General features: G+C 57.7%; 20 protein-coding genes. 17 read left to right on the top strand and 3 right to left on the bottom strand.

The window, feature by feature from the left end; all coding sequences use genetic code 11:
* The first annotated feature begins 98 nt into the window (after nucleotides 1-98).
* The 15 genes from ACR3EQ_RS13485 to ACR3EQ_RS13555 all read left to right on the top strand — a co-directional run bounded on the left by ACR3EQ_RS13485 (nucleotide 99) and on the right by ACR3EQ_RS13555 (nucleotide 17,725).
* Entirely contained in the window at nucleotides 99-1,613 is a 1,515-nt protein-coding gene (locus ACR3EQ_RS13485) for a sugar ABC transporter ATP-binding protein (protein ID WP_170619046.1), read from the top strand.
* Nucleotides 1,614-1,627: 14 nt separating this feature from the next.
* Nucleotides 1,628-2,623, top strand: a complete 996-nt coding sequence (locus ACR3EQ_RS13490) for an ABC transporter permease (protein ID WP_170612492.1) — start codon at nucleotides 1,628-1,630, stop codon at nucleotides 2,621-2,623.
* Nucleotides 2,623-3,603: a sugar-binding transcriptional regulator gene (locus ACR3EQ_RS13495; RefSeq protein ID WP_170612494.1), complete on the top strand. Its 981-nt coding sequence runs from the start codon at nucleotides 2,623-2,625 to the stop codon at nucleotides 3,601-3,603. The genes ACR3EQ_RS13490 and ACR3EQ_RS13495 overlap by 1 nt, the downstream gene beginning before the upstream one ends.
* Nucleotides 3,593-4,588: an aldo/keto reductase gene (locus ACR3EQ_RS13500; protein ID WP_480490918.1), complete on the top strand. Its 996-nt coding sequence runs from the start codon at nucleotides 3,593-3,595 to the stop codon at nucleotides 4,586-4,588. The genes ACR3EQ_RS13495 and ACR3EQ_RS13500 overlap by 11 nt, the downstream gene beginning before the upstream one ends.
* 33 nt (nucleotides 4,589-4,621) lie before the next feature.
* Nucleotides 4,622-6,343, top strand: a complete 1,722-nt coding sequence (locus ACR3EQ_RS13505; RefSeq protein ID WP_170612498.1) for a glycerol-3-phosphate dehydrogenase/oxidase — start codon at nucleotides 4,622-4,624, stop codon at nucleotides 6,341-6,343.
* The gene (locus ACR3EQ_RS13510) at nucleotides 6,334-7,176 is read left to right on the top strand and encodes a class I fructose-bisphosphate aldolase (RefSeq protein WP_170816877.1); all 843 of its coding nucleotides are present in this window, start codon (nucleotides 6,334-6,336) and stop codon (nucleotides 7,174-7,176) included. The genes ACR3EQ_RS13505 and ACR3EQ_RS13510 overlap by 10 nt, the downstream gene beginning before the upstream one ends.
* Entirely contained in the window at nucleotides 7,169-8,680 is a 1,512-nt protein-coding gene (locus ACR3EQ_RS13515; protein ID WP_170612501.1) for an FGGY-family carbohydrate kinase, read from the top strand. The genes ACR3EQ_RS13510 and ACR3EQ_RS13515 overlap by 8 nt, the downstream gene beginning before the upstream one ends.
* Before the next feature lie 4 nt (nucleotides 8,681-8,684).
* Nucleotides 8,685-9,695 carry a zinc-binding alcohol dehydrogenase family protein gene (locus ACR3EQ_RS13520; RefSeq protein WP_170612503.1) on the top strand — a complete coding sequence of 337 codons (1,011 nt, stop codon included), beginning with the start codon at nucleotides 8,685-8,687 and terminating at the stop codon, nucleotides 9,693-9,695.
* Nucleotides 9,696-9,714: 19 nt separating this feature from the next.
* Nucleotides 9,715-11,328 (top strand): GMC family oxidoreductase N-terminal domain-containing protein, encoded by a 1,614-nt coding sequence (locus ACR3EQ_RS13525; RefSeq protein ID WP_170816875.1) that lies wholly within the window; start codon nucleotides 9,715-9,717, stop codon nucleotides 11,326-11,328.
* A gap of 3 nt (nucleotides 11,329-11,331) precedes the next feature.
* Nucleotides 11,332-11,616, top strand: a complete 285-nt coding sequence (locus tag ACR3EQ_RS13530) for a putative quinol monooxygenase (RefSeq protein ID WP_170612507.1) — start codon at nucleotides 11,332-11,334, stop codon at nucleotides 11,614-11,616.
* A 356-nt stretch (nucleotides 11,617-11,972) separates the two neighbouring features.
* Nucleotides 11,973-12,989 (top strand): substrate-binding domain-containing protein, encoded by a 1,017-nt coding sequence (locus tag ACR3EQ_RS13535; protein ID WP_170612509.1) that lies wholly within the window; start codon nucleotides 11,973-11,975, stop codon nucleotides 12,987-12,989.
* A gap of 215 nt (nucleotides 12,990-13,204) precedes the next feature.
* Complete coding sequence (locus tag ACR3EQ_RS13540; RefSeq protein ID WP_480490920.1) at nucleotides 13,205-14,713, top strand: sugar ABC transporter ATP-binding protein; 1,509 nt, start codon at nucleotides 13,205-13,207, stop codon at nucleotides 14,711-14,713.
* Nucleotides 14,710-15,738 carry an ABC transporter permease gene (locus ACR3EQ_RS13545; protein ID WP_170612513.1) on the top strand — a complete coding sequence of 343 codons (1,029 nt, stop codon included), beginning with the start codon at nucleotides 14,710-14,712 and terminating at the stop codon, nucleotides 15,736-15,738. The genes ACR3EQ_RS13540 and ACR3EQ_RS13545 overlap by 4 nt, the downstream gene beginning before the upstream one ends.
* A complete protein-coding gene (locus ACR3EQ_RS13550; protein ID WP_170612515.1) occupies nucleotides 15,738-16,760 on the top strand; it encodes an ABC transporter permease in 1,023 nt (340 codons plus the stop codon). The genes ACR3EQ_RS13545 and ACR3EQ_RS13550 overlap by 1 nt, the downstream gene beginning before the upstream one ends.
* Nucleotides 16,757-17,725 (top strand): sugar-binding transcriptional regulator, encoded by a 969-nt coding sequence (locus ACR3EQ_RS13555; RefSeq protein ID WP_170612517.1) that lies wholly within the window; start codon nucleotides 16,757-16,759, stop codon nucleotides 17,723-17,725. The genes ACR3EQ_RS13550 and ACR3EQ_RS13555 overlap by 4 nt, the downstream gene beginning before the upstream one ends.
* Here ACR3EQ_RS13555 and ACR3EQ_RS13560 read toward each other — a convergent pair.
* The 3 genes from ACR3EQ_RS13560 to ACR3EQ_RS13570 all read right to left on the bottom strand — a co-directional run bounded on the left by ACR3EQ_RS13560 (nucleotide 17,711) and on the right by ACR3EQ_RS13570 (nucleotide 19,252).
* On the bottom strand, nucleotides 17,711-17,914 hold the full coding sequence (locus ACR3EQ_RS13560; protein ID WP_170612519.1) for a hypothetical protein: 204 nt from the start codon (nucleotides 17,912-17,914) through the stop codon (nucleotides 17,711-17,713). The genes ACR3EQ_RS13555 and ACR3EQ_RS13560 overlap by 15 nt on opposite strands.
* A gap of 155 nt (nucleotides 17,915-18,069) precedes the next feature.
* Nucleotides 18,070-18,588, bottom strand: coding sequence for a GNAT family N-acetyltransferase (locus ACR3EQ_RS13565; protein WP_480490922.1), 519 nt, complete (start codon nucleotides 18,586-18,588; stop codon nucleotides 18,070-18,072).
* 79 nt (nucleotides 18,589-18,667) lie between these two features.
* Nucleotides 18,668-19,252, bottom strand: a complete 585-nt coding sequence (locus ACR3EQ_RS13570; RefSeq protein WP_170613137.1) for a VOC family protein — start codon at nucleotides 19,250-19,252, stop codon at nucleotides 18,668-18,670.
* Between the two features lie 337 nt (nucleotides 19,253-19,589).
* On the opposite strand from ACR3EQ_RS13570, the gene ACR3EQ_RS13575 reads away from it, so the two are divergent.
* Both ACR3EQ_RS13575 and ACR3EQ_RS13580 read left to right on the top strand, forming a co-directional pair.
* Entirely contained in the window at nucleotides 19,590-19,910 is a 321-nt protein-coding gene (locus tag ACR3EQ_RS13575; protein ID WP_170612523.1) for a hypothetical protein, read from the top strand.
* Between the two features lie 198 nt (nucleotides 19,911-20,108).
* Nucleotides 20,109-20,936, top strand: coding sequence for an arsenate reductase/protein-tyrosine-phosphatase family protein (locus tag ACR3EQ_RS13580; protein WP_170612525.1), 828 nt, complete (start codon nucleotides 20,109-20,111; stop codon nucleotides 20,934-20,936).

The raw sequence follows: 20,936 nt of genomic DNA on the forward strand, positions 1-20,936 counted from the left end.
TCCGAGAGCTCCCCGACGAGCCGCCCGCGCAGTTCCAAATCAGTTCGCGGGCGGTTCAGGACATCAATCAAAAAAGAGACACCCGAACAGGTGGTGCAATGCAAGACGATGTGATCCTTCGGATATCGAACCTCAGCAAGTCCTTTGGCCCGGTCAAAGCGCTGCGCGGGATCGACTTTGAACTCCGCAAAGGAGAAATCCACGCGATTGCAGGGGAAAACGGTGCAGGAAAATCGACACTGATGAACGTCATTGACGGGATTTTGCAACCGGACAGCGGCCAGATCGTTCTCGACGGCATGCCGGTCAAAATCTCGTCACCCACGATGGCGCAGCAACTGGGTATCGGCTTTGTCCATCAGGAGATCGCTCTGTGCCCGGATGTGTCGGTGGCAGAGAACATCTTCATGGCCAAAACCAATATCAGCCGGTCATGGCTGATGGATTACAAGAAACTGGAGCGTGATGCGGTCGATGTGTTCCGCCAACTCAGCGACATCGATCCTTCGGTTCTGGTTAAGAACCTTTCGATCTCCAACCAGCAACTGGTTGAGATTGCAAAGGCCCTGACGCTGGATTGCCGCATTCTGATCCTTGACGAGCCTACAGCCGCACTCACGGAATCCGAGGCTCGGACACTGTTCGGGATCATGCGCAATCTGGCGGATCAGGGGATTTCCATCATCTATATCTCGCATCGAATGGTTGAGATCTTTGACAACTGCGACCGGGTTTCGGTGTTCCGGGATGGCCAGCACATCGTCACGCGGAATGTGGCCGACATACAACCCGGTGACGTGGTGAATGCAATGGTCGGACGGGTGATCGATGACCTGTACCCCAAGAAACAAGGCACCCCGTCAGACGAGGTGATCCTGGACGTGCGCAACCTTACCGAGGCGACGCGGTTCCGCGATATATCGTTCACCCTGAACAAGGGTGAAATCCTGGGCATTGCAGGACTTATCGGTGCAGGCCGCAGCGAGATCGCAAAGGCAATCTGCAAGCTGGAAGGGGATGCGTCCGGACAGGTTTGGCTGAATGGCGAAGAACTCAGGTTGCGCAACTATCAGGACAGTATCGCCAAGGGGATGGTGTACCTGTCCGAGGACCGCAAAGGCGATGGGGTTTTCCTTGAATTGCCAATCGCCGCCAACGTCTCGGCCCTGAAGCTTGAACAGGTGGCCAACGGACTTGGCCTGATCCAACCCGCAGCGGAAACGGCCCAGGCCGAAGCGCTCGGGCGCACGCTGAACCTGAAATGCGGATCGTTGAGCGACCCGGTGTCCTCGCTTTCGGGCGGAAATCAGCAAAAAGTGGCGCTTGCCAAGATGCTTTCGGTCAACCCGCGTCTGATTTTTCTGGATGAACCGACCCGCGGTGTCGACGTTGGCGCAAAGTCTGAAATCCACCGCATTCTGCGTGACCTCGCGAATGAGGGCGTGGGGATCGTCGTGATTTCTTCGGAACTGCCCGAACTGATTGGTGTCTGCGACCGTGTGCTGGTTGTGCGTGAAGGGCGCATCAGCGGGCAGGTCACAGGCGACAAAATGACGGAAAAAAACATCATGCATCTGGCTTCCATTGCGGAAGTGCAGGCTTCGGTCGCATGAGCGGAGGGACGAATATGGACAACACGGTGAACCTGACCCAAGCGGGAACCGCCGAAAGCATACCGCCGCTGAAACGCCTGTTTCATATGCGCGAAACGGGGTTGATTGTCATCATTCTGGCGTTGTTTTTGATCATGTCCTTCGCCTCCCCCTATTTCCTGACTTGGGCAAATATGCGGGCGATGTCGATGGCCTTTGCGGTGGACGGACTGCTGGTGATCGGCATGACAATCCTGCTGATCTCGGGGGGGATCGACTTGTCGGTCGGTTCGGTCACGGCGCTGGCCATGGTGATCGCGGGGTGGCTTTTCCTGAGCGGGGTGAACCCGTGGGTAGCCTCGGCCATGGCGATCGCGCTGTGTACGGCCATCGGGGCCTTTATGGGGTTCTTCGTAACCCGAGTTGGGCTGCATCATTTCATCGTATCGTTGGCGATCATGGTAATTGCGCGGGGGGCTTGCCTGTTGTTCACGGGTGGACGGCCGCTGGGGCTGTATACTCTGCCGCCCGAATTCAAATTCATCGGACAGGGATCGGTCGGGCCGATCCCGATAGTGATCATCATTTTCCTTGTCTTCGTGATCGCCTTTGATTTCATGCTGCGGCGCACGACCATGTTCCGGAAGGTGTTCTATACCGGTTCCAACGAAAAGGCCGCGGCCTATTCGGGCATCCGCACGAAGAAGGTGATCTTTCTGACCACCACGTTGTGTTCAACGCTCTGTGGCGTGGCGGGTATCATCTACATGGCCCGGTTCGGCTCGGCGCAGCCGACGTTCGGGTTGGGGCTGGAACTGACCATCATCGCCGCTGCCGTGATCGGCGGGGCCAGTCTGAATGGCGGCTCGGGGTCGATCCTTGGCGCAATCCTCGGCGTCATCCTGTTGTCGCTGGTGTCCAGTTCGCTGGCGCTGCTGGACGTGTCGGTCTACTGGCAGGACATCATCCGTGGGTCGATCCTGCTGGCGGCGGTCACCATCGACCACTACCTGAACAAGAGGCGCGGGTGATGGTGGGCAAGAAGAAAGACTTCGAACTGATCCGGCAGATCCACACCGTTCTGGTTCTGCATTACCTGGAAGGTCAGAAGCAGGCCGATATTGCCCGGACGCTGAACCTGTCGAACTCGAAGGTCAATCGCCTGATCACACAGGGCCGCAATATGGGCATGGTAAAGATTGACATCGAAAGCCCGTTCGAGACGTTGATGGATATCGAACGTGATCTGGCCCGGTCGACCGGTCTGAGCGACGCCATCGTCACCCCGTCGGTCGCCGGCAGCGCCGAGACGACCCTGCAGCAGGTCGGCCGCGCTGCCGCCAATCATCTGGTTGAAACCCTGCGGGATGGGGATGTCATCGCAATCACCGGCGGCAAGGCCGTCAGTGCAACAGTCGAGGCGCTGGAACCCGAGCGTGATTTTGACGTGACCGTTGTACCGCTGACGGGGGGTATTCAGGGCAAGTACTACACGGACGTTAACCATCTGGCGACGCAGATGGCAGACCGGTTGGGCGGCAAAACCATGCTGTTGCACGCACCGCTGTTCGCCGAAAGCCGTGAACAGCGCGACATGCTGGAACAGGTCTCCTCGATCCGCGAGGTACTGGACCTGGCCCGCCGGGCAGATGTCGCTCTGGTCGGGGTCGGATCGATCGAGCCGGAAGGCTCCAGCTATTACGACCTGCACCCTGTGCCCGAGGCGGATCGCAAGATGTTGGTGGGCATGGGCGTGATCGGAGAGCTCCTGGCCCATCTCATCCATATCGACGGGTCGGTGTCGAACTATGCCCTGAACTCGCGATTGGTGTCGGTTTCACCATCCGATCTGGCGCAGTGCTCGCGCGTGATCGGGGTCAGTGCAGGGGCGCAGAAAGTGCAGCCAATCAAGGCAGTGCTGAACGGAAAGTTTCTCAACTCGCTGATCCTGGACGAAGATACAGCGACCGCAGTCATACAGGAAATGGAAGGAACACGGGATGTCGCATGAGATGCTGACACGGGAAATCGGAACGTCTGGGATCGAAGCATCGGTCATCGGGCTGGGCACATGGGCCATCGGTGGCTGGATGTGGGGCGGCACGGACGAGGCGAAGTCCATTGCGGCAATTCAGGCCTCGGTCGATGCAGGGGTGACGCTGATCGACACGGCCCCCGCATATGGTCAGGGCGTCGCTGAAGACATTGTTGGCAAGGCGCTAAAGGGGCGGCGCGACAAGGTCGTGCTGGCCACGAAATGCGGGCTGGTCTGGCATACACAGAAGGGCAACCACTTCTTCGACTATGACGGCAAGCCGGTGCATCGCTATCTGGGCAAGGACGCGATCATCCATGAGGTCGAGCAGAGCCTGACCCGCCTGGGCACCGACTATATCGACCACTACATCACCCACTGGCAGGACCCGACAACACCCATTGCCGAGACGATGGAGGCGCTGGAGACCCTGAAACAGCAAGGCAAGATCCGCTCGGTCGGGGCCAGCAACACCTCGGTCGACGAGGTACGGGCCTATGTGGCCGCGGGGCAGTTGGACGCCATCCAGGAAGAATACTCGATGGTCAAGCGCGACATCGAAGGCACTTTGCTGCCGGTGTGCCATGAGAATGGCGTATCCGTGCTCAGCTATTCCTCGCTGGCACTTGGGTTGCTCAGCGGCAAGATCGGTCCGGATCGTGAGTTTACCGGCGATGATCAACGCAAGGACAACCCGCGCTTTTCCATGGCGAACCGCCAGAAGGTAGCGGACCTGATGGCGACCATCGCACCGATTGCCGAAGGGCATGACGCGACGCTGGCACAGACTGTCATCGCATGGACGGTACAGCAGCCGGGGATCACCTTCTCACTTTGCGGTGCGCGGGATGCAGCACAGGCAGTCGAGAATGCGAAGGCAGGGCGGCTGCGCCTGACCGAAGCCGAGATCGCCGAGATCGACACCCAAGCCCGCGCGCATCTGAGCGATCTGGACAGCTGAACCATCGAAGCCTTCGCGAAAAACAGGACCATCATGTCAGAACAACGACAACAACACCTGACAAAACTGCGCGAGAACGCCGCGTTTGACGTGGTGGTGATTGGCGGGGGCGTGAACGGAATCGGTGTCTACCGCGATCTTGCCCTGCAGGGGCTTCGGGTGCTGCTGGTCGAACGCAACGATTTTGCCTCGGGCTGTAGTGCCGCGCCATCCCGGATGATCCATGGTGGCCTGCGCTATCTGGAAAACGGTGAGTTCGATTTGGTGCGGGAGTCGCTTCAGGAACGCGATGCGCTTTTGGTGAATGCTCCACACATGGTGCGGCCTTTGCCGACGGTGATCCCCGTAACCTCGGTCTTTTCCGGAATGTTCAATGCCGCGGCGAGCTTTGTCGGCCGGCATGGCAAACCCTCCAGCCGCGGGGCGGTGCCGATCAAGCTGGGTCTGTCGCTTTATGACTGGGTGACGCGCAAGCGGCGAATTCTGCCCAGGCATCATTTCAACAGCGTTGGTCGCACACGCAAGGACTGGCCCGCGCTCACACCGAAAGCCACACGTTCAGCGGTGTACTACGACGCGCAGATCACCCATCCCGAACGTTTATGCGTTGAAATGATCCGCGACGTTCAGATCGCGGTCCCGGAATGCGTTGCCCTCAACTACGCGGAGATGGCAACAGATGGCGATGGCTATTCAGTGATCGACAGGCGCAGTGGCGAGACTCTGCAACTTGATCCAAGGGTAATCGTAAACGCGACTGGCGCTTGGCTGGACGATACCGTCCAAGTTCTTGGTGGTAGCTCGGATGAGCAGATGGTCTCGGGCACCAAGGGCTCGCACCTGATAGTCGAAAACCCGGCTCTGTTTCAGGCGCTTGGTGATCATATGGTCTATTTCGAAAACACGGACGGGCGGGTGTGCATCGTGTTCCCCTATCAGGGCAAGGTGTTGGCCGGATCGACTGACATCCGCGTCGAGAAAGCCGCGCGGGTGCGCTGCGAGCCGGAGGAACTCGACTACATCCTCGGCTCACTTCGGTTGGTTTTTCCCAAGATCAAGGTCACGCCCGACCAGGTGGTGTTCAGCTTTAGCGGTATCCGTCCGTTGCCGCGCAGCGATCACGATTTCACCGGTCGAATATCGCGCGGCCATTTCACGCGACGTTTGGACGGAGATGTTCCCCAGTTCTGCATGGTCGGCGGCAAATGGACCACGTTCCGCGCTTTTGGAGAACAGACCGGGGATGAGGTTCTGGCCGAGTTGGGCAAGCCCCGGCAAACTTCGACCCTGGGGCTTGCCATTGGCGGCGGCGCGCTGTTCCCCGACGATCCGCGTACCTTGGAAAGCCGGCTGGAAGAAGAATTCCACGTTACACCTGATCGCGCACAACACCTGATCGGGCACTACGGCAGTCAAGCGGATGATGTTGCGCTGTTCTGCCAGTTGGTTGACGACACGCCTCTGGCGGAAGGCTGCTCTTACACCAGGGCCGAGATCATCTGGCTGATGCGCACCGAATTTGTCGAAACCCTGTCCGACATTGTCCTGCGCCGGACCGCGCTGGCCATCACAGGCCAGATTTCCGAAGTACTGATGGACCGGCTGGGTGGCATCTTTGTCGATGAACGTGGTCTCAGCCAACAAGAGATTACCAATCAGATCCAAGCCCTGATCCACGAATTGTCCGAGTTTCACGGCGTGTCCGCCGAGGCTCTGACCGCACGAAACAAGGAACGGAGAACAGAATGCGTGTAAGCACCAAGGCCCGGATGAACCGGATGTTCACGAACGGGGGATGTCTGGATGTGGCGATCGACCACGGCGTTTGCAACGAGCCCAGCTTTATGGTCGGGCTGGAGGATATGGCGGGTGTTATGGACACGCTGATCGGGGCCAGGCCGGACGCGATCCAATGTGCCTACGGGCAGGCCGATCTGCTGCAATCGCGCCCCGAAAAGGACAAGCCCGCGCTGGTGATGCGGATCGACATGGGCAACCCTTACAACGATCAGCGCCACCGGGTGATGTGGTCGATGCTGCAAAACGCAGACGAACCGATCATCGGCGCGCTGGAAATGGACGCCGCCGCCGTCGTTGTGAACCTGTTCATGCTGCCGGATGAGCCTGAACTGTTCCGCCAATGCGTCGAGAATATCAGCAAGGTGCGCGCAGCCTGCCACAAATACGGGATGCCGCTGATGATCGAGCCCCTGGTCATGCTGCCCAACGATGTGCGCGGAGGCTACCAGGTGGATGGCAATGCCGAGAAGATCGTGACACTGGTGCGTCTGGCCTCGGAAATGGGGGCCGACATCATCAAGGCGGACCCAACCGAGAACCCCGAGGATTTCCACCGCGTGATCGAGGCCGCCCGCGTGCCGGTTTTGGTGCGTGGTGGTGGCAAGGAAGACCTTAAGACCGTACTGATGAAGTCGGCGGCGCTGATGGCACAGGGCGCGCAGGGCATGGTCTATGGCCGCAATATCTATCAGCATGACAACCCCAAGGCAGTTGTGGCCGCTCTGATGGCGATGATCCACAATAACGCAAGCGGTGAAGAAGCGTGGGATATCTATAACAGTGGCTGAGAACGGGTATATTCTGGGGCTGGATGCAGGAAACACAGTCATCAAGGCTGTGCTTTTTGACCTGCAGGGGCGCCCTGTGGCGATGCAGGCGCTGGACGGGCAGTCCTCGACGCCGCAGCCAGGGCATGTCGAGCGTGACCTGAACGAGTTGTGGGCAAATGCCCGGCAGGTGATCGGCGGATGTATCGACAAGGCCGGGATAACCCCTGACCAGATCATCGGCGTTGGCTGTGCCGGGCATGGCAACGGGCTTTACCTGCTGGACAAGGCGGGCGCGCCGTTGATCGGCATCCAATCGCTGGACACGCGTGCCGCATCTCTGGCTCAGGAGCTTTCCGAGGTGGCCGGCGACGCCTTGCACGCGTTGTGCCTGCAAAAGCCGTGGCCGTCTCAGACCCCGGTTCTTCTGGCCTGGATCAAACGGCACCGACCCGAGCTTTATGCGCGGACCGGTACGGTTATGCTGTGCAAGGATTTCGTAACCTACAAGCTGACCAGTGAGCGGGTTAGCGAGATTTCGGACATGTCAGGTTGCGGCCTGACTCGCATGCCGGATTGCACCTATGACGACGGCCTGTTGGCACTTTACGGCCTGAGCGATGCGCGTGAGATGCTTCCGCGCCTGATCGATCCGGCGGATATTGCCGGAACCGTCAGTCAAGAGGCCGCCGTCGCAACGGGTCTGGCCGAAGGCACGCCGGTGATCGGCGGTTATTTCGATGTGGTCTCCAGCGCAATGGGTTCGGGGGTCGTGCGCGCCGGAGAGGCTTCGATCATCGCGGGCACTTGGAGCATCAATCAGGTTTTCTCGGATGCGCCAGCGGTCAATCACGATTTGTTCATGGTGTCGGGTTTTGGTCCGAACCGGTTCGTGAATATCGAGGCCAGTGCCACGTCGGCGGCCAATCTGGAATGGTATGTGCGCGAGTTCGTCGAACGCGGGGGTCATCATGACGACCCGTTCGGACACTGCAATGCCAAAGTGGCCGAGGTTGATCCCGCGCCAGACGATCCGTTTTTTCACCCCTTTCTCTACGGCTCGGGACAGGGGGCGTCTTTCCGGGGTGGGTTCTATGGTGTCGCGGGCTGGCATGGCGAAGGCCACATGCTGCGGGCCCTGTTCGAGGGCGTTTTGTTCGAGCATCGCCGCCATATCGAGGTTCTGAAAACCGCAGGCGTCGGATTCGACCAGGCGGTTCTGTCTGGCGGCGGGTCACGCAGCCCGGTCTGGCCGAAGATGTTCGCGGATTGCCTTGGCGTGCCGATCTATGTGGCCGAGGCGCAGGAAACGGGCGCTTTGGGCGCGGCCATCGGAGTAGCGGTGGCGACCGGAACTTATGAAACATACGAAGACGCGATTGGTCAGATGACCCGCCGCGACTCTGAGTTCCAGCCGAATACGGCGATGCAGCGCCATTACGACACTCGCTACGCCAAGTATCTCGGGTTGATCGAAGCGATGCGCGGGTTCTGGGACGACGCTCAAACGACATTTGAAAGGTAGAAAAATGAAAGCTGTAGGGTTTCTGAAGTCACTGCCGATTGAAGCACAGGACAGCCTGTTGGATGTCGATCTGCCGGAACCGGTCGTGCTGCCAAACGATCTTCTGGTGGAAATCAAAGCGATCTCGGTAAACCCCGCAGATGCGAAACGCCGCATCCGGACAGCCGCCGAGCAGGATCATGCGGAGCCGTTCATTCTTGGATATGACGCGGTTGGGATTGTCCGCGACATGGGCGCAGAGGTCACTGGTTTTTCCAAAGGCGACCGGGTCTGGTACGCGGGTGATGCCAATCGTCCGGGATCATATGCAGAGTTGCAGGCGGTTGATCATCGGATTGCGTCCGTGGCACCGTCCTCGGTCAGCCCCGAAGCAGCAGCGTCGCTTCCCCTGGTGTCGCTGACCGCGTGGGAAATGCTGTTTGACCGTCTGCAAGTGCCCGCCAATGAGACTCCCGCCAGTCTGCTGGTCATAGGCGGGGCCGGAGGGGTCGGATCGATCACTTTGCAACTGGCGCGCAAGCTGACTGGCCTGCACCTGATCGCAACCGCCTCGCGCCCGGAAACCACCGCGTGGTGCAAGGAAATGGGTGCGCATCAGGTGGTGAACCACCGCGATCTTGTCGCCGATTTCCGGGCCGCCGGGCATGATACCGTGGACTACATCACCCAATACGCCGATACCGGGCAGCATTGGGACGCAATGTGCGAACTGATCGCGCCACAGGGACGGATCGGGACCATCGTCGAGACGGATGAAAAGCTGGACATCTCAGCCCTGCAAGGCAAATCCGCCGCGTTGATGTGGGAGCTGATGTTCACGCGATCTCTGTTTGGCACCGCGGATATGGCGCGTCAGGGGCAGATATTGGCGCGGGTTGCCAGACTTGTTGATGACGGGATCATTCGGACAACTGAAACCAAAACGCTGCGGGGCTTGTCGGCGGGCACGCTGAAAGAAGCTCATGGGATCATTGAAACCGGCCGCATGATCGGCAAACTTGTCCTCGCGTATTAATCAGAAAGACCAGAAATTCATGACAGACGCCCGGCAACTTGATGGGGACTACGACTATATCATCGTCGGCGCAGGCACGGCCGGATGTGTTCTGGCGAACCGATTGACCGAAGACCCCAAAACACGAGTTCTGCTGCTCGAGGCAGGTGGGTCAGACAACTACCACTGGGTGCATATTCCGGTTGGCTATCTCTATTGCATCGGCAACCCGCGTACCGACTGGATGATGAAAACCGCGCCCGAACCGGGGCTGAACGGGCGTTCTCTGGCCTATCCGCGCGGTAAGGTGCTGGGGGGATGCACGTCGGTCAACGGCATGATCTACATGCGGGGCCAGGCCGCGGACTACGATCACTGGCGGCAGCTGGGAAATACTGGCTGGGGTTGGGATGACGTGCTGCCCTATTTCCTGAAATCCGAGGATCACCATGCCGGGCGGACCGACATGCATGGGCATGGCGGTGAATGGAAGGTCTCGAAACAGCGTTTGGAATGGGACATCCTTAGGGCCGTGCAGGAAGGCGCCAAGGAGTTCGGCATTCTGCCGCGCGCCGATTTCAACGATGGCAATAACGAAGGAACGGGGTTTTTCGAGGTCAATCAGCGCAAAGGTGTGCGATGGAACACGACCAAAGGCTTTCTGCGGCCGGCGATGAAACGCCCTAATTTGCGTGTTCTGACCCATGCCGAGACCGAGATGCTGTTGTTCGACGGCAAACAGGTAACGGGCGTGCGCTATCAGCATAAAGGCGAGCGATGCGAAGCTTTTGCCCAGGCCGAGGTGTTGCTGGCGGCCGGAGCGGTCAACTCGCCCAAGATTCTGGAACTGTCGGGTGTCGGGCGGGGCGATGTTCTGGCTGATCACGGAATCGCTCTACACCACGAAAGCCAAGGTGTCGGCGAGAACCTGCAGGATCATTTGCAAATCCGGACGGTGTTCAAAGTCCAGAACGCAAAAACTCTGAACACGATGGCGAATTCCCTGGTTGGAAAGGCGAAGATCGCTCTGCAATATGGTCTGACGCAATCCGGGCCGATGTCGATGGCTCCCAGCCAGTTCGGCATGTTCACCAAATCCAACCCGGACCTGGCCACGCCAGATCTGGAATACCACGTGCAGCCCCTGTCCACGGACAAGCTGGGCGACCCGTTGCACCCGTTCCCGGCGATCACCGTATCGGTCTGCAACCTGCGCCCTGAAAGCACGGGCACCTGCCATATTCAGGCGGCGGATACCAAGGCGCAGCCTGACATTCGCCTGAACTACCTGTCGACCGATAATGACAAACAGGTCGCCGTGAAATCCGTGCGGCAGGCGCGGATGATCATGACGGCGAACGCTCTGAAACCCTATCAGCCGCAAGAAATCCTGCCCGGTCCGGTGATGGAGTCCGAAGATGACTTGGTAAAAGGTGTCGGGGATATCGCCACCACAATTTTCCACCCCGTCGGTACCTGCAAGATGGGGTCGGACGCCTCAGCCGTGGTGGGCGCGGATCTCAGGGTGCATGGGCTGAAGGGATTGCGGGTGGTCGACGCGTCGATCATGCCGAAAATCGTTTCGGGAAACACCGCGTCACCTGTTGTGATGATCGCGGAAAAGGCGGCGGATATGATCCGCAAGGGAGTCTGAGAAGTGTCGGAAGTCGTGATCATCGCGCGGATCGTGCCGGAAGACGGCCAGAAGGAAACGCTGCGCGCTGCCATAGATGATCTGGCCGCTGCCAGCCGCGAAGAGGCGGGAAACAAAGGCTATGACGTGTTTGTTCCAGCCAGCCGACCGGCTGAGTTTCTGATCCATGAAATCTGGTCAGATGCCGAGGCGATTGCCAATCACGGGCGCATGCCGCACATGACAAGATTCAAGGAAATCGTGAAGGGAAAGGCCCAGATTTCGGTTCAAAAACTGGCCAAAACCTAAGGCCAAGGGATTCGTTTTTCTGATTTTTTGCTGAGTTTCCGCATAATTTTTTTCTCTGTCATAGTTCTGGTGACAGAGGGGCAATTCGCATGTGGAGTATGCAAGGCATGGGTATAAAAAATATACAATAAAAACAATAATATAAGCGAAAAGTGTACTGGCCGATCTCACGGAACATCTTAGGCGAAAGACCGCCAAAAACGTTGACTGCACACCTCAAAATGATAATAATAACAATCACTGCAATATATTTCAGCTTCAATTCCTGAGGAGGGGCATTGGCTGAGATCGCGGCTCCGGAGCGCTCTGTCCCGGATCGACCGCACTCTGGAGAAAACAAAAGGGAAGAGAAGAAAATGCAGCGGAGGAATGTATTCAAGGCCGGCCTGCTGGCAACTACACTGACGTTTGTTGGAGGCGCCGAAGCCTTTGCCGATGATAGCAAGCGGATCGCGTTCTTTGTATCTGACTTGTCGAACGTGTTTCACCAGTCTCAGGCCGCCGAGGCCGAGCGTTACGCAAAAGAAAAGTACGGCGCTGAGGTGGTGGTGTTTGATGGCCGGGCGGATTCAGCCGTCATGACTCAGAACGTTGACCAAATTGCAGCAGGTGGATTCGATGCTGCCACACTGCACATCTGGGATGCCGAGGCCGCCACACCCGGTGTCGAGGATGCTTTGGCAGATGATATCGTCATGACCTCGTTCTTCAGCCCGATCACGGATACCGGCATTCCGACCGCGCGCAGCGATGAAGCCGCAGTGTCGTTCGAGATGGGCGCGCAAATGGCCAAGGCCTGGAAAGAGGCACATCCCGATAAACCTATCGTCATGGTGCAACTGGGTTGGCCAAACCATACCGAAGTCAACTCGGGCCGGACCGCGCCATTTGCCGAAGGTGTCCTGTCGGTTGATCCCGACGCCGAAAATCTGGGCGCGCTGGATTCCAGCAAGGGCCAGGAAGCGGCCAAGCAGATCATCGTCGACCTGCTGACACAGCGCCCCGAAGTGAACCTGATCTATTCCGAAGCATCGAACCTGACCGTGGGAACGATGGCCGGGCTGGCGCAGCTGGGGCGCGGCAAGTTCGACAATGGCAAGCCGCTGACCGAGATTGTGGCCAGTGTCGACTTTGACTCGGTCGAGTTCGAACAGGTTTATGATCCTGCTTCCAGCCTAAAAGTTTCGATGGGTCTGCCGCCTGTGGAAACCGCGCAGGGCCGGATTGACCTGATCATGGATGTGCTGGACGGCAAGATCGAACGGACCTCGGACACGGCGGAAGAGTTTTTCTACAAGGCCTACACTGTTTCCTACTGGTCCATGCCGAAGGAAGAGGCCGAGCAGTGGCTGAAGGACCAGTTCGGTGGCTGATGGACGTTGACTGAACCAGGCTTTGGCAAACAGGTCCGTTGGTCGACAACGGGCCTGATCTGCCCAGCCGGTTCTTTCAATGCTGCCTGCTCAAACACCGCAAACCCGCACGGGGTTCCGGCGCTGGTGGCAACGCATCCAAACTCGGATAAGCTTGATCCAGGGACGCGGCCCTATGCGCCGGTCGGAGGCTTGCGGATTAAAAGGGGATGATCGTGCAGATTGCTTTTGCCGAAAAAGCGCTGTCCGTCAGGGATTTGACCAAGGACTACCCCGGCGTGAGGGCCGTGGACACCGTGTCATTCGACATTGATCGCAACACGGTGCATTGCCTGGTCGGAGAGAACGGTGCCGGAAAATCGACCATCGTGAAGATGTTGACCGGGGCACTGGCCCCGACCAGCGGAACGATGGCCATCCAGGGCCAGGCCTATGAGCCAAACAGCACCCAGGATGCCCGTGAAAGCGGTGTAGGGACGCTGTTTCAGGAATTGCATGTGGTTGATCAACTGACCGTCGAGGAAAACCTGACACTGGGGATGGAAGCCAGTCGCTTTGGTTTTCTGGTCAAGTCAGACCTTGAAGACCGCGTGATCAAAACTCTAGCAGCGATTGAGCCGACAATTGACCCCAAAGCGCGTGTGTCCTCGCTGAGCGTCGCGCAGAAACAAATCGTCGAGATCGCCCGTGCCGCGTCCTCGGGTGCGAGCATCATCATCATGGACGAACCGACCGCAGCGCTGTCGGAGCGTGAAGTGGAGCGCCTGTTCGGCGTGATCAGGCGGCTGCGGGACGCGGATGTGACGGTCATCTATATCTCGCACAAGCTGGATGAGATTTTTGAACTGGGTGACAATGTCACCGTCATGCGCGATGGCAAACACATCGCCACCAAACCACTGACCGAAGTAAACGGCCGCCCTGAACTGATTGAGATGATGGTGGGACGCGCGATCACTCATGATTATGAGCCGCGCGGTGAAATTGCGGATAGTCCGGTGCTGACAGTCAAAGGTCTGAGCAATCACCTGCTGAAAGACGTGTCTTTTCATGTAAATGAGGGAGAGATCGTTGGCTTTTACGGTCTGGTCGGTGCAGGCAAGACCGAGGTCGCCCGGGCGATATATGGGGCCGACAAGGCCGAAGGGCAGATAGATTTCAAGAACCGCAAACGCGCGGCCTCGCCCAAGGAAGCCATCGCGGCAGGGATCGCCCTGGTTCCCGAGGAACGGCGCACGCAGGGCCTGTTCACCGAACTTACGATCCGTCGCAATATTCCGATCATGAACATCCGCAAGCTGGCCCGGTTCGGCATCTTTCAGGATGAGCGCGAAAAAGAAGTCGCTCGCGAGTATGTCGGCAAGTTGGGGATCGCGACGAATTCCATCGAGAAATACGCCGAGAAATTATCGGGCGGAAACCAGCAAAAGGTTGTTCTGTCCAAATGCCTGTTCGCTGATGCGGATCTGTTGTTGCTGGATGAACCCACCCGCGGCGTCGACGTGGGCGCAAAATCCGAAATCTACGATCTGATCCGCGGCCTGGCGAACAACGGCCGCGCGATCTGCATCTTTTCGTCAGAACTGGAAGAGGTGCTGGGCATCTGCGACCGGGTCTTTCTGATGTATGATGGCCGCATCGAGGCCGAGATCAAAAACGGGGCAGAGGTCGACATTCCGTGTATCCTGAATGTCGTTACCGGTGGGGGCGGTGAAAACTCATGACCGATCAGGCAATTCAGGGCCGAAGGCTGGCTGAGCGGGACAACAGTCTGAGTGACGAGATGTTCATCACCTCTCTGGTAGCGGGGGCCGCCATGGCACTTTTCGCGCTCGCCTCCGTTTTGGTGCCCAACTTCTTCCAGTTTCAGAACGTCGTGAATCTGGTGACCAATAACTGGGCAGTGATTTCGCTGGGCGTTGGGGTCACGTTCTTGCTGGTTTCGGGAAACTTCGACCTGTCGGTGGGCGGTATCGTGGCGCTTTCGGGCGTATTAGCGGTGTGGTTCGCGCAGTCTACGGATGGGGCGAATGCACTTTCTTCAGGCTGGGGGATGCCGACATCGCTGGCGATGGTTTGCGCGCTGATCGGGGCAATGCTGATCGGAGCTATCAACGCGATCTTCGTGGTTGTGCTGCGCGTGCCGTCGATCATCGTCACGTTGGGCACCATGATGCTGGCGCGCGGAATTGCACAGGTGATCACCCAAGGCTCGCAACGCAACACCAACCTGCCCTCGGATTTCGGAACGTTGGGGAACATGACCATGTTCGGCACCTCGATCAAACTGCCGGTGGTGCTGATGGCGATTCTGATCCTCGTGGCCGTTTTTGTTGAGCGTAAGACGGTGTTCGGACGGCTGACCTATCTGATCGGCGCGAACCCGGTGGCCTCACGTTTGTCTGGCGTCGACAACGCGCGGCATGTGGTGAAGCTCTACCTGTTCAGCGCCTTTGTTGCCGGGGCCGTGGGGATTCTGCTGGCATCCGAGTTCAAATCGGGCTTTTCCAACCGCGGCACACTGATGGAATTCGACGCGCTTGTCATCTCTCTTCTGGGCGGGGTTGCGATTGCCGGCGGGTTCGGGTCGATTATCGGCATGTTCTTTGGGGCGATCGTTCTGGCCACCGTGACCTCGGCTGCGACGGGTTTGGTGCTGTCACCGGACTGGCAGTTCACCCTCAAGGCCATCGCGGTGTTCATCGCGATCATGGCCCAGACATGGGCTTTGGCGCGGAGGCACGCGTGATGACCGACCTTACCCAAAGCCCGAGGGTCGGAGATCGTGTGAAACGGTTCCTGAAAGACTACTACATCTATCTGGTCCTCATCCTCGTCGTCGTGCTGCTGAGCACCGCCAACCTGGACAAGTTCCCGCTGTTCGAGCGCGGCAACTTTCTGAGCGAGCGAAATATCATCAACATCCTGCGCATCTCGGCCCCGATCCTGACACTGGCAGGAGCTTTCACACTGCTGATGATCTCGGGTTATATCGACCTGTCCGTGGGCAGCGCCATGAGCCTGAGCGCGGTCGTCTACGCCCTTCTGGCCATCAACGGGATACCCTTCCTGCCCGCCTTTCTTGCGACGGTTCTGTTAGGGGTTCTGTTGGGCGCGATTAACGGGTTTCTGGTAATCCGGCTGAAGATCACACCGGTCATTGCAACGCTGATCACACTGAGCCTCTATAAGGGCATTGCGCTGCTGCTGGTCGAAGATGGCGTCTCGGCCATCAAATCCGGCGGTGGGCTGAAAATGCCGAGTTGGTTCAACGACTACGGGCGGGATGGCGTTCTGTTTGGCCTGCCCTGGGCCTTCTGGGTGGCCGTTCTGGTGACGATTGCGATGATCATTGCGCAGGATCGGATGAAGCTGGGTAAATACGCGGCGGCAACCGGAGGCAACCCAACGGCGGCGAAACTCTCGGGCATCAACACGGCCCGCACGGTGATCATCCTTTACGTTCTGGTCGGCATCTGCGCCGCACTGGCCGGGATTGCCCGGTCCAGCTTTATGTCGCTGGGTGATCCGCTGTCAGGCGACGGCATGGAATTAACCGCTATACTTGTGGTTCTGTTGGGTGGTACAGCCTTCAGCGGCGGTGAGGGGCGTGTTTTGAAATCCTTCATCGGCGCGTTGATCATCATGTCCCTGACAGTTGGCATGTTGACACTTGTGCCCGCCTATTTCCAAACTCTGGTCGTGGGCACCGTGTTGTTGCTGGCGGCCGCGTCGAACCATTTGGTGAGCAGAAAGGACAACGAGAGTTGAACGCCAGCGGACCCGATCCCGATACCCTGCGCCTGATTGCCCGCGTCCTGACCTTGCATTTTCAGGAAGGTCAGCTGCAAGCCGAGATTGCGAAGAACCTTAGGCTATCGACCGCCAAGGTGAACCGACTCATCAAGCAAGGCCGCGAGATGGGTATGGTCGAGTTTCGGATCCACAGCCCATTCCAACGGTTGTTTGATCTGGAAAACCAACTGAAGCAGCGATGGTCCGGTGTCGAATTTCTGGTCGTCGATACGGTCACCGAGAATGCGGGCACCACACTGGATCTGGTCGGCAAGGCTGCGGCCCAATACTTTCAGGAAATCGTGCAAGAAGACGACGTCATCGCAATCTCGGGCGGCAAGGCGCTGAGCGTCGTGGCCAACCACCTGCGGCCTAAGAGGTCCACATCAAACAGGGTCATTCCAATGACCGGCGGCGTTCAGGGGCAACACTATACGGATGTAAACCATATTGCGACGCGCATTGCGGACGGGCTTGGCGGTTTGGCTACCCTCATACACATCCCCCTGCACGCCGATACCAAAGAAGAGCGTGACATGCTTATGTCGGTCCGAGCGGTACGGGATGTGCTGAATCACGCGCGAAACGCAAATGTCTCGCTTTTGGGATTGGGCGCCGTGACCGGAGAGGATGCAACCTACTACCAAGCTCACCCCCTGTCAGAAGAGGAACGGATTCAGCTGTATGACAGCGGCGTCAGGGCCGAACTGCTGGGACATCTGGTCAATTCCGCAGGTGAGCTATGCAGCAGTGAACTTAATTCCAGACTGGTAAGCCTGCCGCTTTCAGATGCCAAGTTGGTTCCCATCCGTATTGGCGTGGCAAGTGGAAAAGAAAAGGTTGAGCCGATCCTGGCCGCATTGAATGGCGAACACGTCAATACCTTGGTGGTTGATGACATAACCGCTCAGTCAGTATTGGATAGTTCAGCGAAGGAATAATGTTTCTGCTTCGGTCGGAATCAGCTTGTCTATCGTCAAAAGAACTGCCCTTTTTGGCGGTTCGTTTTCGTTCCGGAAGCGCTGAGGTTCCTTCAAGTCATCAACGCCCATTCCGCCGCATTTCTTCTTCCAGCGATAACAGGTTTGCTCCACAATACTGTTTGGCCGGATCGCTTCCAGACGAGACATTCCTTAACCATCAGAAACTCAACTGTTGCTGTTGGTGACTGAAAATACGGCTGAGACGGACGCAACCAGCCGCCGTAATTCGAACCTCGCATCACACCGCCGATGCGGTCGATGTCCCCCTGAGCCCGAGCCGACCTTCTTGAGCCGGAAAGCTGCTAGTCTTCGGTAAGAGGACGCTCCATGAAATAGACATACGGCTGCCATTCGCTAGGAAATCCCTCGGAATGTGGTGCGTCCACGAAGCCGGCAGCTTCATACATTGATCGGGCGTGCGTGAGAAACTTCGCTGAAGAAAAGCGTACACGTTGATATCCGTCTTTGATCAATTGCTCGAACATGTGGCTCAATAGCTGGCGACCAATTCCAAAGCCACGACCATTGTCGTTCACGAACATGCGGTTAAACTCGGCAAGTCCGGGACGCGCCTCGTTGTACATCACGCATCCAACCGGCTGATCATCGAGCAACGCGAGAAGAATGCCGCCATGTGGTCTGGCATGTAGAGAGGGGAGATCGTCCAGTATCGCCCGAAACCGGACCGGGTCCATCGGGTTTCCTTCGGTTGGCCAGTCGGCTGGGTAGTTTTTCCAATGCCAGTCCAACCACTGTCGGCACAAGTCGCGGACTTGTTCGAATTCGGCCTCACTCGATGCCATTCGTATCAAGACTTCCATTGTTTCAGCCTGCCCACTTCAATCTGTTGGAACACGGTCAATATGATTCAGGCGTTCTCGCAAAGATCCCCTGCATCGATCAGGTGTAGGGGTTTCTGGCCGAGCGGTCTGCGGACAGGCTCTGCTGATCCCTTCGCACCAGAAGCTCAATGGCGTCAGCAAGATGTTCCTTGTCGATATGGTGATCTCCGCGAGCCACCCGGATGCGGTGCGCTTCTATCATAACGTCGGCGTGCCGGCAGCCTTCGGGTGGCTCAAATCGGTACGAGGCCAATTCGATCCGCAGCCCGAGCGGATCACGAAAGTAAATCGAATCCATGAATCCGCGATCGACAGGACCGGTATGCGCGACACCGCGCGCATCAAGCCGTGCTGGGACCTGCCAGAATGTCGCTTGGCTGACGTTCAGGGCAAGGTGGTGCAGTGACCCGGTGTCTTCGGGAACAATGGTTGGGTCAGGCTTGCGGTCCTCATTTGTGAAGACGGTAATCAATCGACCGTCACCGGGATCGAAGTAAAGATGCCCCTCATTCGGATTGTCGAGGTTCGGTTGATCGAAGACAAACGGCATACCCAACACGCCTTCCCAAAAGTCGATCGAGGTTTGCCGATCCGCTCCGACAAGTGTGATATGGTGAACTCCCTGGGTTTGGATTTTTCGCAGTTCGTCGCTCTTTTCCATTTCCGTTACCACCCTGTTTGTCTCTTGGTAGCACAGATCGGCAAAACGCGCGAACGAACCGTTGGCTTCGACTGCTTTGCGGACCATCTCACTTGGCGGATTGCCCTGGAAAAAACTCAGCAATGTCCTCCGCAAGGTCAAGTCCGAGCCTATTTGCAGAGTTATGACTCGTTGACTTTCAACGCCGTTAGATGATGGTTGCCGCGAGGGCGATGGTGGAAATGTAGACTTTCGGTTGACTGCCGGATCGGGTCGCGACGCGTCGCGTGTTATTGAGCCAGCCGAACATGGTCCGGAAACTGTTGCGCCGAGTACATCGATGCTTGTCAAGTTTCACGGCTTACTTGCCTTACTTTGGTCCAAGGATGAACCTCCGTATCCCTTGGCCTTTCAAACCTTCTTGGAACCGGCCGATTTAATGGCCTTATTTATCAAGTGGTCAGTCGATGTTGGGCGCGCTGTTCGGGAATGCCTTCGCGCAGACTTGTCCAGCGGACATGAACTGGTCGAGTGGGTGTTGCTTGCTTCTGTAAAAGGTACGTTGATCATTGCGGTTTCCACTTCGCCGGTGAATCGCGCTGTTTTACCCTTGGAATCATCGAAGGTCTTTCCACTCCAGACCCGCCTTTCACTGAAGTGAGGCATTCCATGAGATGTGGGGAAGCAATTCTTAAAATCCACGATCTTGGCACCCGCCAGACGGAATAGATCAGACATCTCCAATGCTCGTTTTGAACCGTGGATCATGAGTCAAACCGGAATCAACGGGTTTCGATTTTAATGCCCACCTTTGTCATGCCGATTGACGCGTTACTATTATTTCTATATTTCATGAAATATGATAGAAAGAATCACAGAACAGTTGTCAATCCTGGGACACCCGCAGCGGATAACCGTTTTCCGCATGTTGATGCGGCGGTTTCCCGATACTGTGCCCGCAGGAGAGCTGGCAACCGAACTGGGCATCAAGCCCAGCACGATGTCCAACTACCTCAACGCTCTGCAGCGGTCGGGCCTGGTGTCGCAGACGCGGTCCGGAACCTCTTTGCTCTATTCGGTTGAAATGACGAACGTACAGCGCATGCTCGACTTTCTGATCGTCGATTGCTGCCGTGGCCGGCCGGATATCTGCATGCCCTTCACAAAAGGAGATGGTGCCAAGACCGAACGCAAGTACAACGTATTGTTTCTGTGTGTCGGCAATTCCGCCCGCTCGATATTTGCGGAGTCGTTGCTGCGGTCCCTTGGACCGGATCGTTTCAATGTTTATTCCGCAGGAACCCAGCCCACCTCTGAACTGAATCCGTTCGCCGTTCAGGTTCTGAAGGACAAGGGACATGACGTTTCGGTTCTGCGTTCCAAACATATGTCCGAGTTCTTCGAGGCCGGCGCTCCGGAAATGGATTTTGTCTTTACCGTCTGCAATCAGGCAGCCAACGAGGAATGCCCGGCCTGGGAGGGCCAGCCGATCAGCGGCCATTGGGGCATGGTCGACCCTGTCAAGGCGCAGGGCACCGACGCGGAGAAAGCGCTGGCCTTTCAGAACGCTTACGGCGCGCTCAAACGGCGCATCGAAACCTTTATATCGTTGCCGGTCGAAAGCCTCGACCGGATCGCATTGCAATCTGCTGTCGATGACATCGGCAGGAATGTCGCCGGAGAATGA

The sequence above is a fragment of the Ruegeria sp. AN11 genome, from assembly GCF_056536005.1.

Coding starts and splice junctions, on each gene's coding strand:
- ACR3EQ_RS13565 (WP_480490922.1), bottom strand. CDS start 18,588: ATGGAAGTCTTGATACGAATGGCATCGAGTGAGGCCGAATTCGAACAA.
- ACR3EQ_RS13510 (WP_170816877.1), top strand. CDS start 6,334: ATGCGTGTAAGCACCAAGGCCCGGATGAACCGGATGTTCACGAACGGG.
- ACR3EQ_RS13495 (WP_170612494.1), top strand. CDS start 2,623: ATGGTGGGCAAGAAGAAAGACTTCGAACTGATCCGGCAGATCCACACC.
- ACR3EQ_RS13560 (WP_170612519.1), bottom strand. CDS start 17,914: ATGTCTCGTCTGGAAGCGATCCGGCCAAACAGTATTGTGGAGCAAACC.
- ACR3EQ_RS13505 (WP_170612498.1), top strand. CDS start 4,622: ATGTCAGAACAACGACAACAACACCTGACAAAACTGCGCGAGAACGCC.
- ACR3EQ_RS13550 (WP_170612515.1), top strand. CDS start 15,738: ATGACCGACCTTACCCAAAGCCCGAGGGTCGGAGATCGTGTGAAACGG.
- ACR3EQ_RS13525 (WP_170816875.1), top strand. CDS start 9,715: ATGACAGACGCCCGGCAACTTGATGGGGACTACGACTATATCATCGTC.
- ACR3EQ_RS13535 (WP_170612509.1), top strand. CDS start 11,973: ATGCAGCGGAGGAATGTATTCAAGGCCGGCCTGCTGGCAACTACACTG.
- ACR3EQ_RS13545 (WP_170612513.1), top strand. CDS start 14,710: ATGACCGATCAGGCAATTCAGGGCCGAAGGCTGGCTGAGCGGGACAAC.
- ACR3EQ_RS13580 (WP_170612525.1), top strand. CDS start 20,109: ATGATAGAAAGAATCACAGAACAGTTGTCAATCCTGGGACACCCGCAG.
- ACR3EQ_RS13485 (WP_170619046.1), top strand. CDS start 99: ATGCAAGACGATGTGATCCTTCGGATATCGAACCTCAGCAAGTCCTTT.
- ACR3EQ_RS13500 (WP_480490918.1), top strand. CDS start 3,593: ATGTCGCATGAGATGCTGACACGGGAAATCGGAACGTCTGGGATCGAA.
- ACR3EQ_RS13575 (WP_170612523.1), top strand. CDS start 19,590: ATGCTTGTCAAGTTTCACGGCTTACTTGCCTTACTTTGGTCCAAGGAT.
- ACR3EQ_RS13490 (WP_170612492.1), top strand. CDS start 1,628: ATGGACAACACGGTGAACCTGACCCAAGCGGGAACCGCCGAAAGCATA.
- ACR3EQ_RS13520 (WP_170612503.1), top strand. CDS start 8,685: ATGAAAGCTGTAGGGTTTCTGAAGTCACTGCCGATTGAAGCACAGGAC.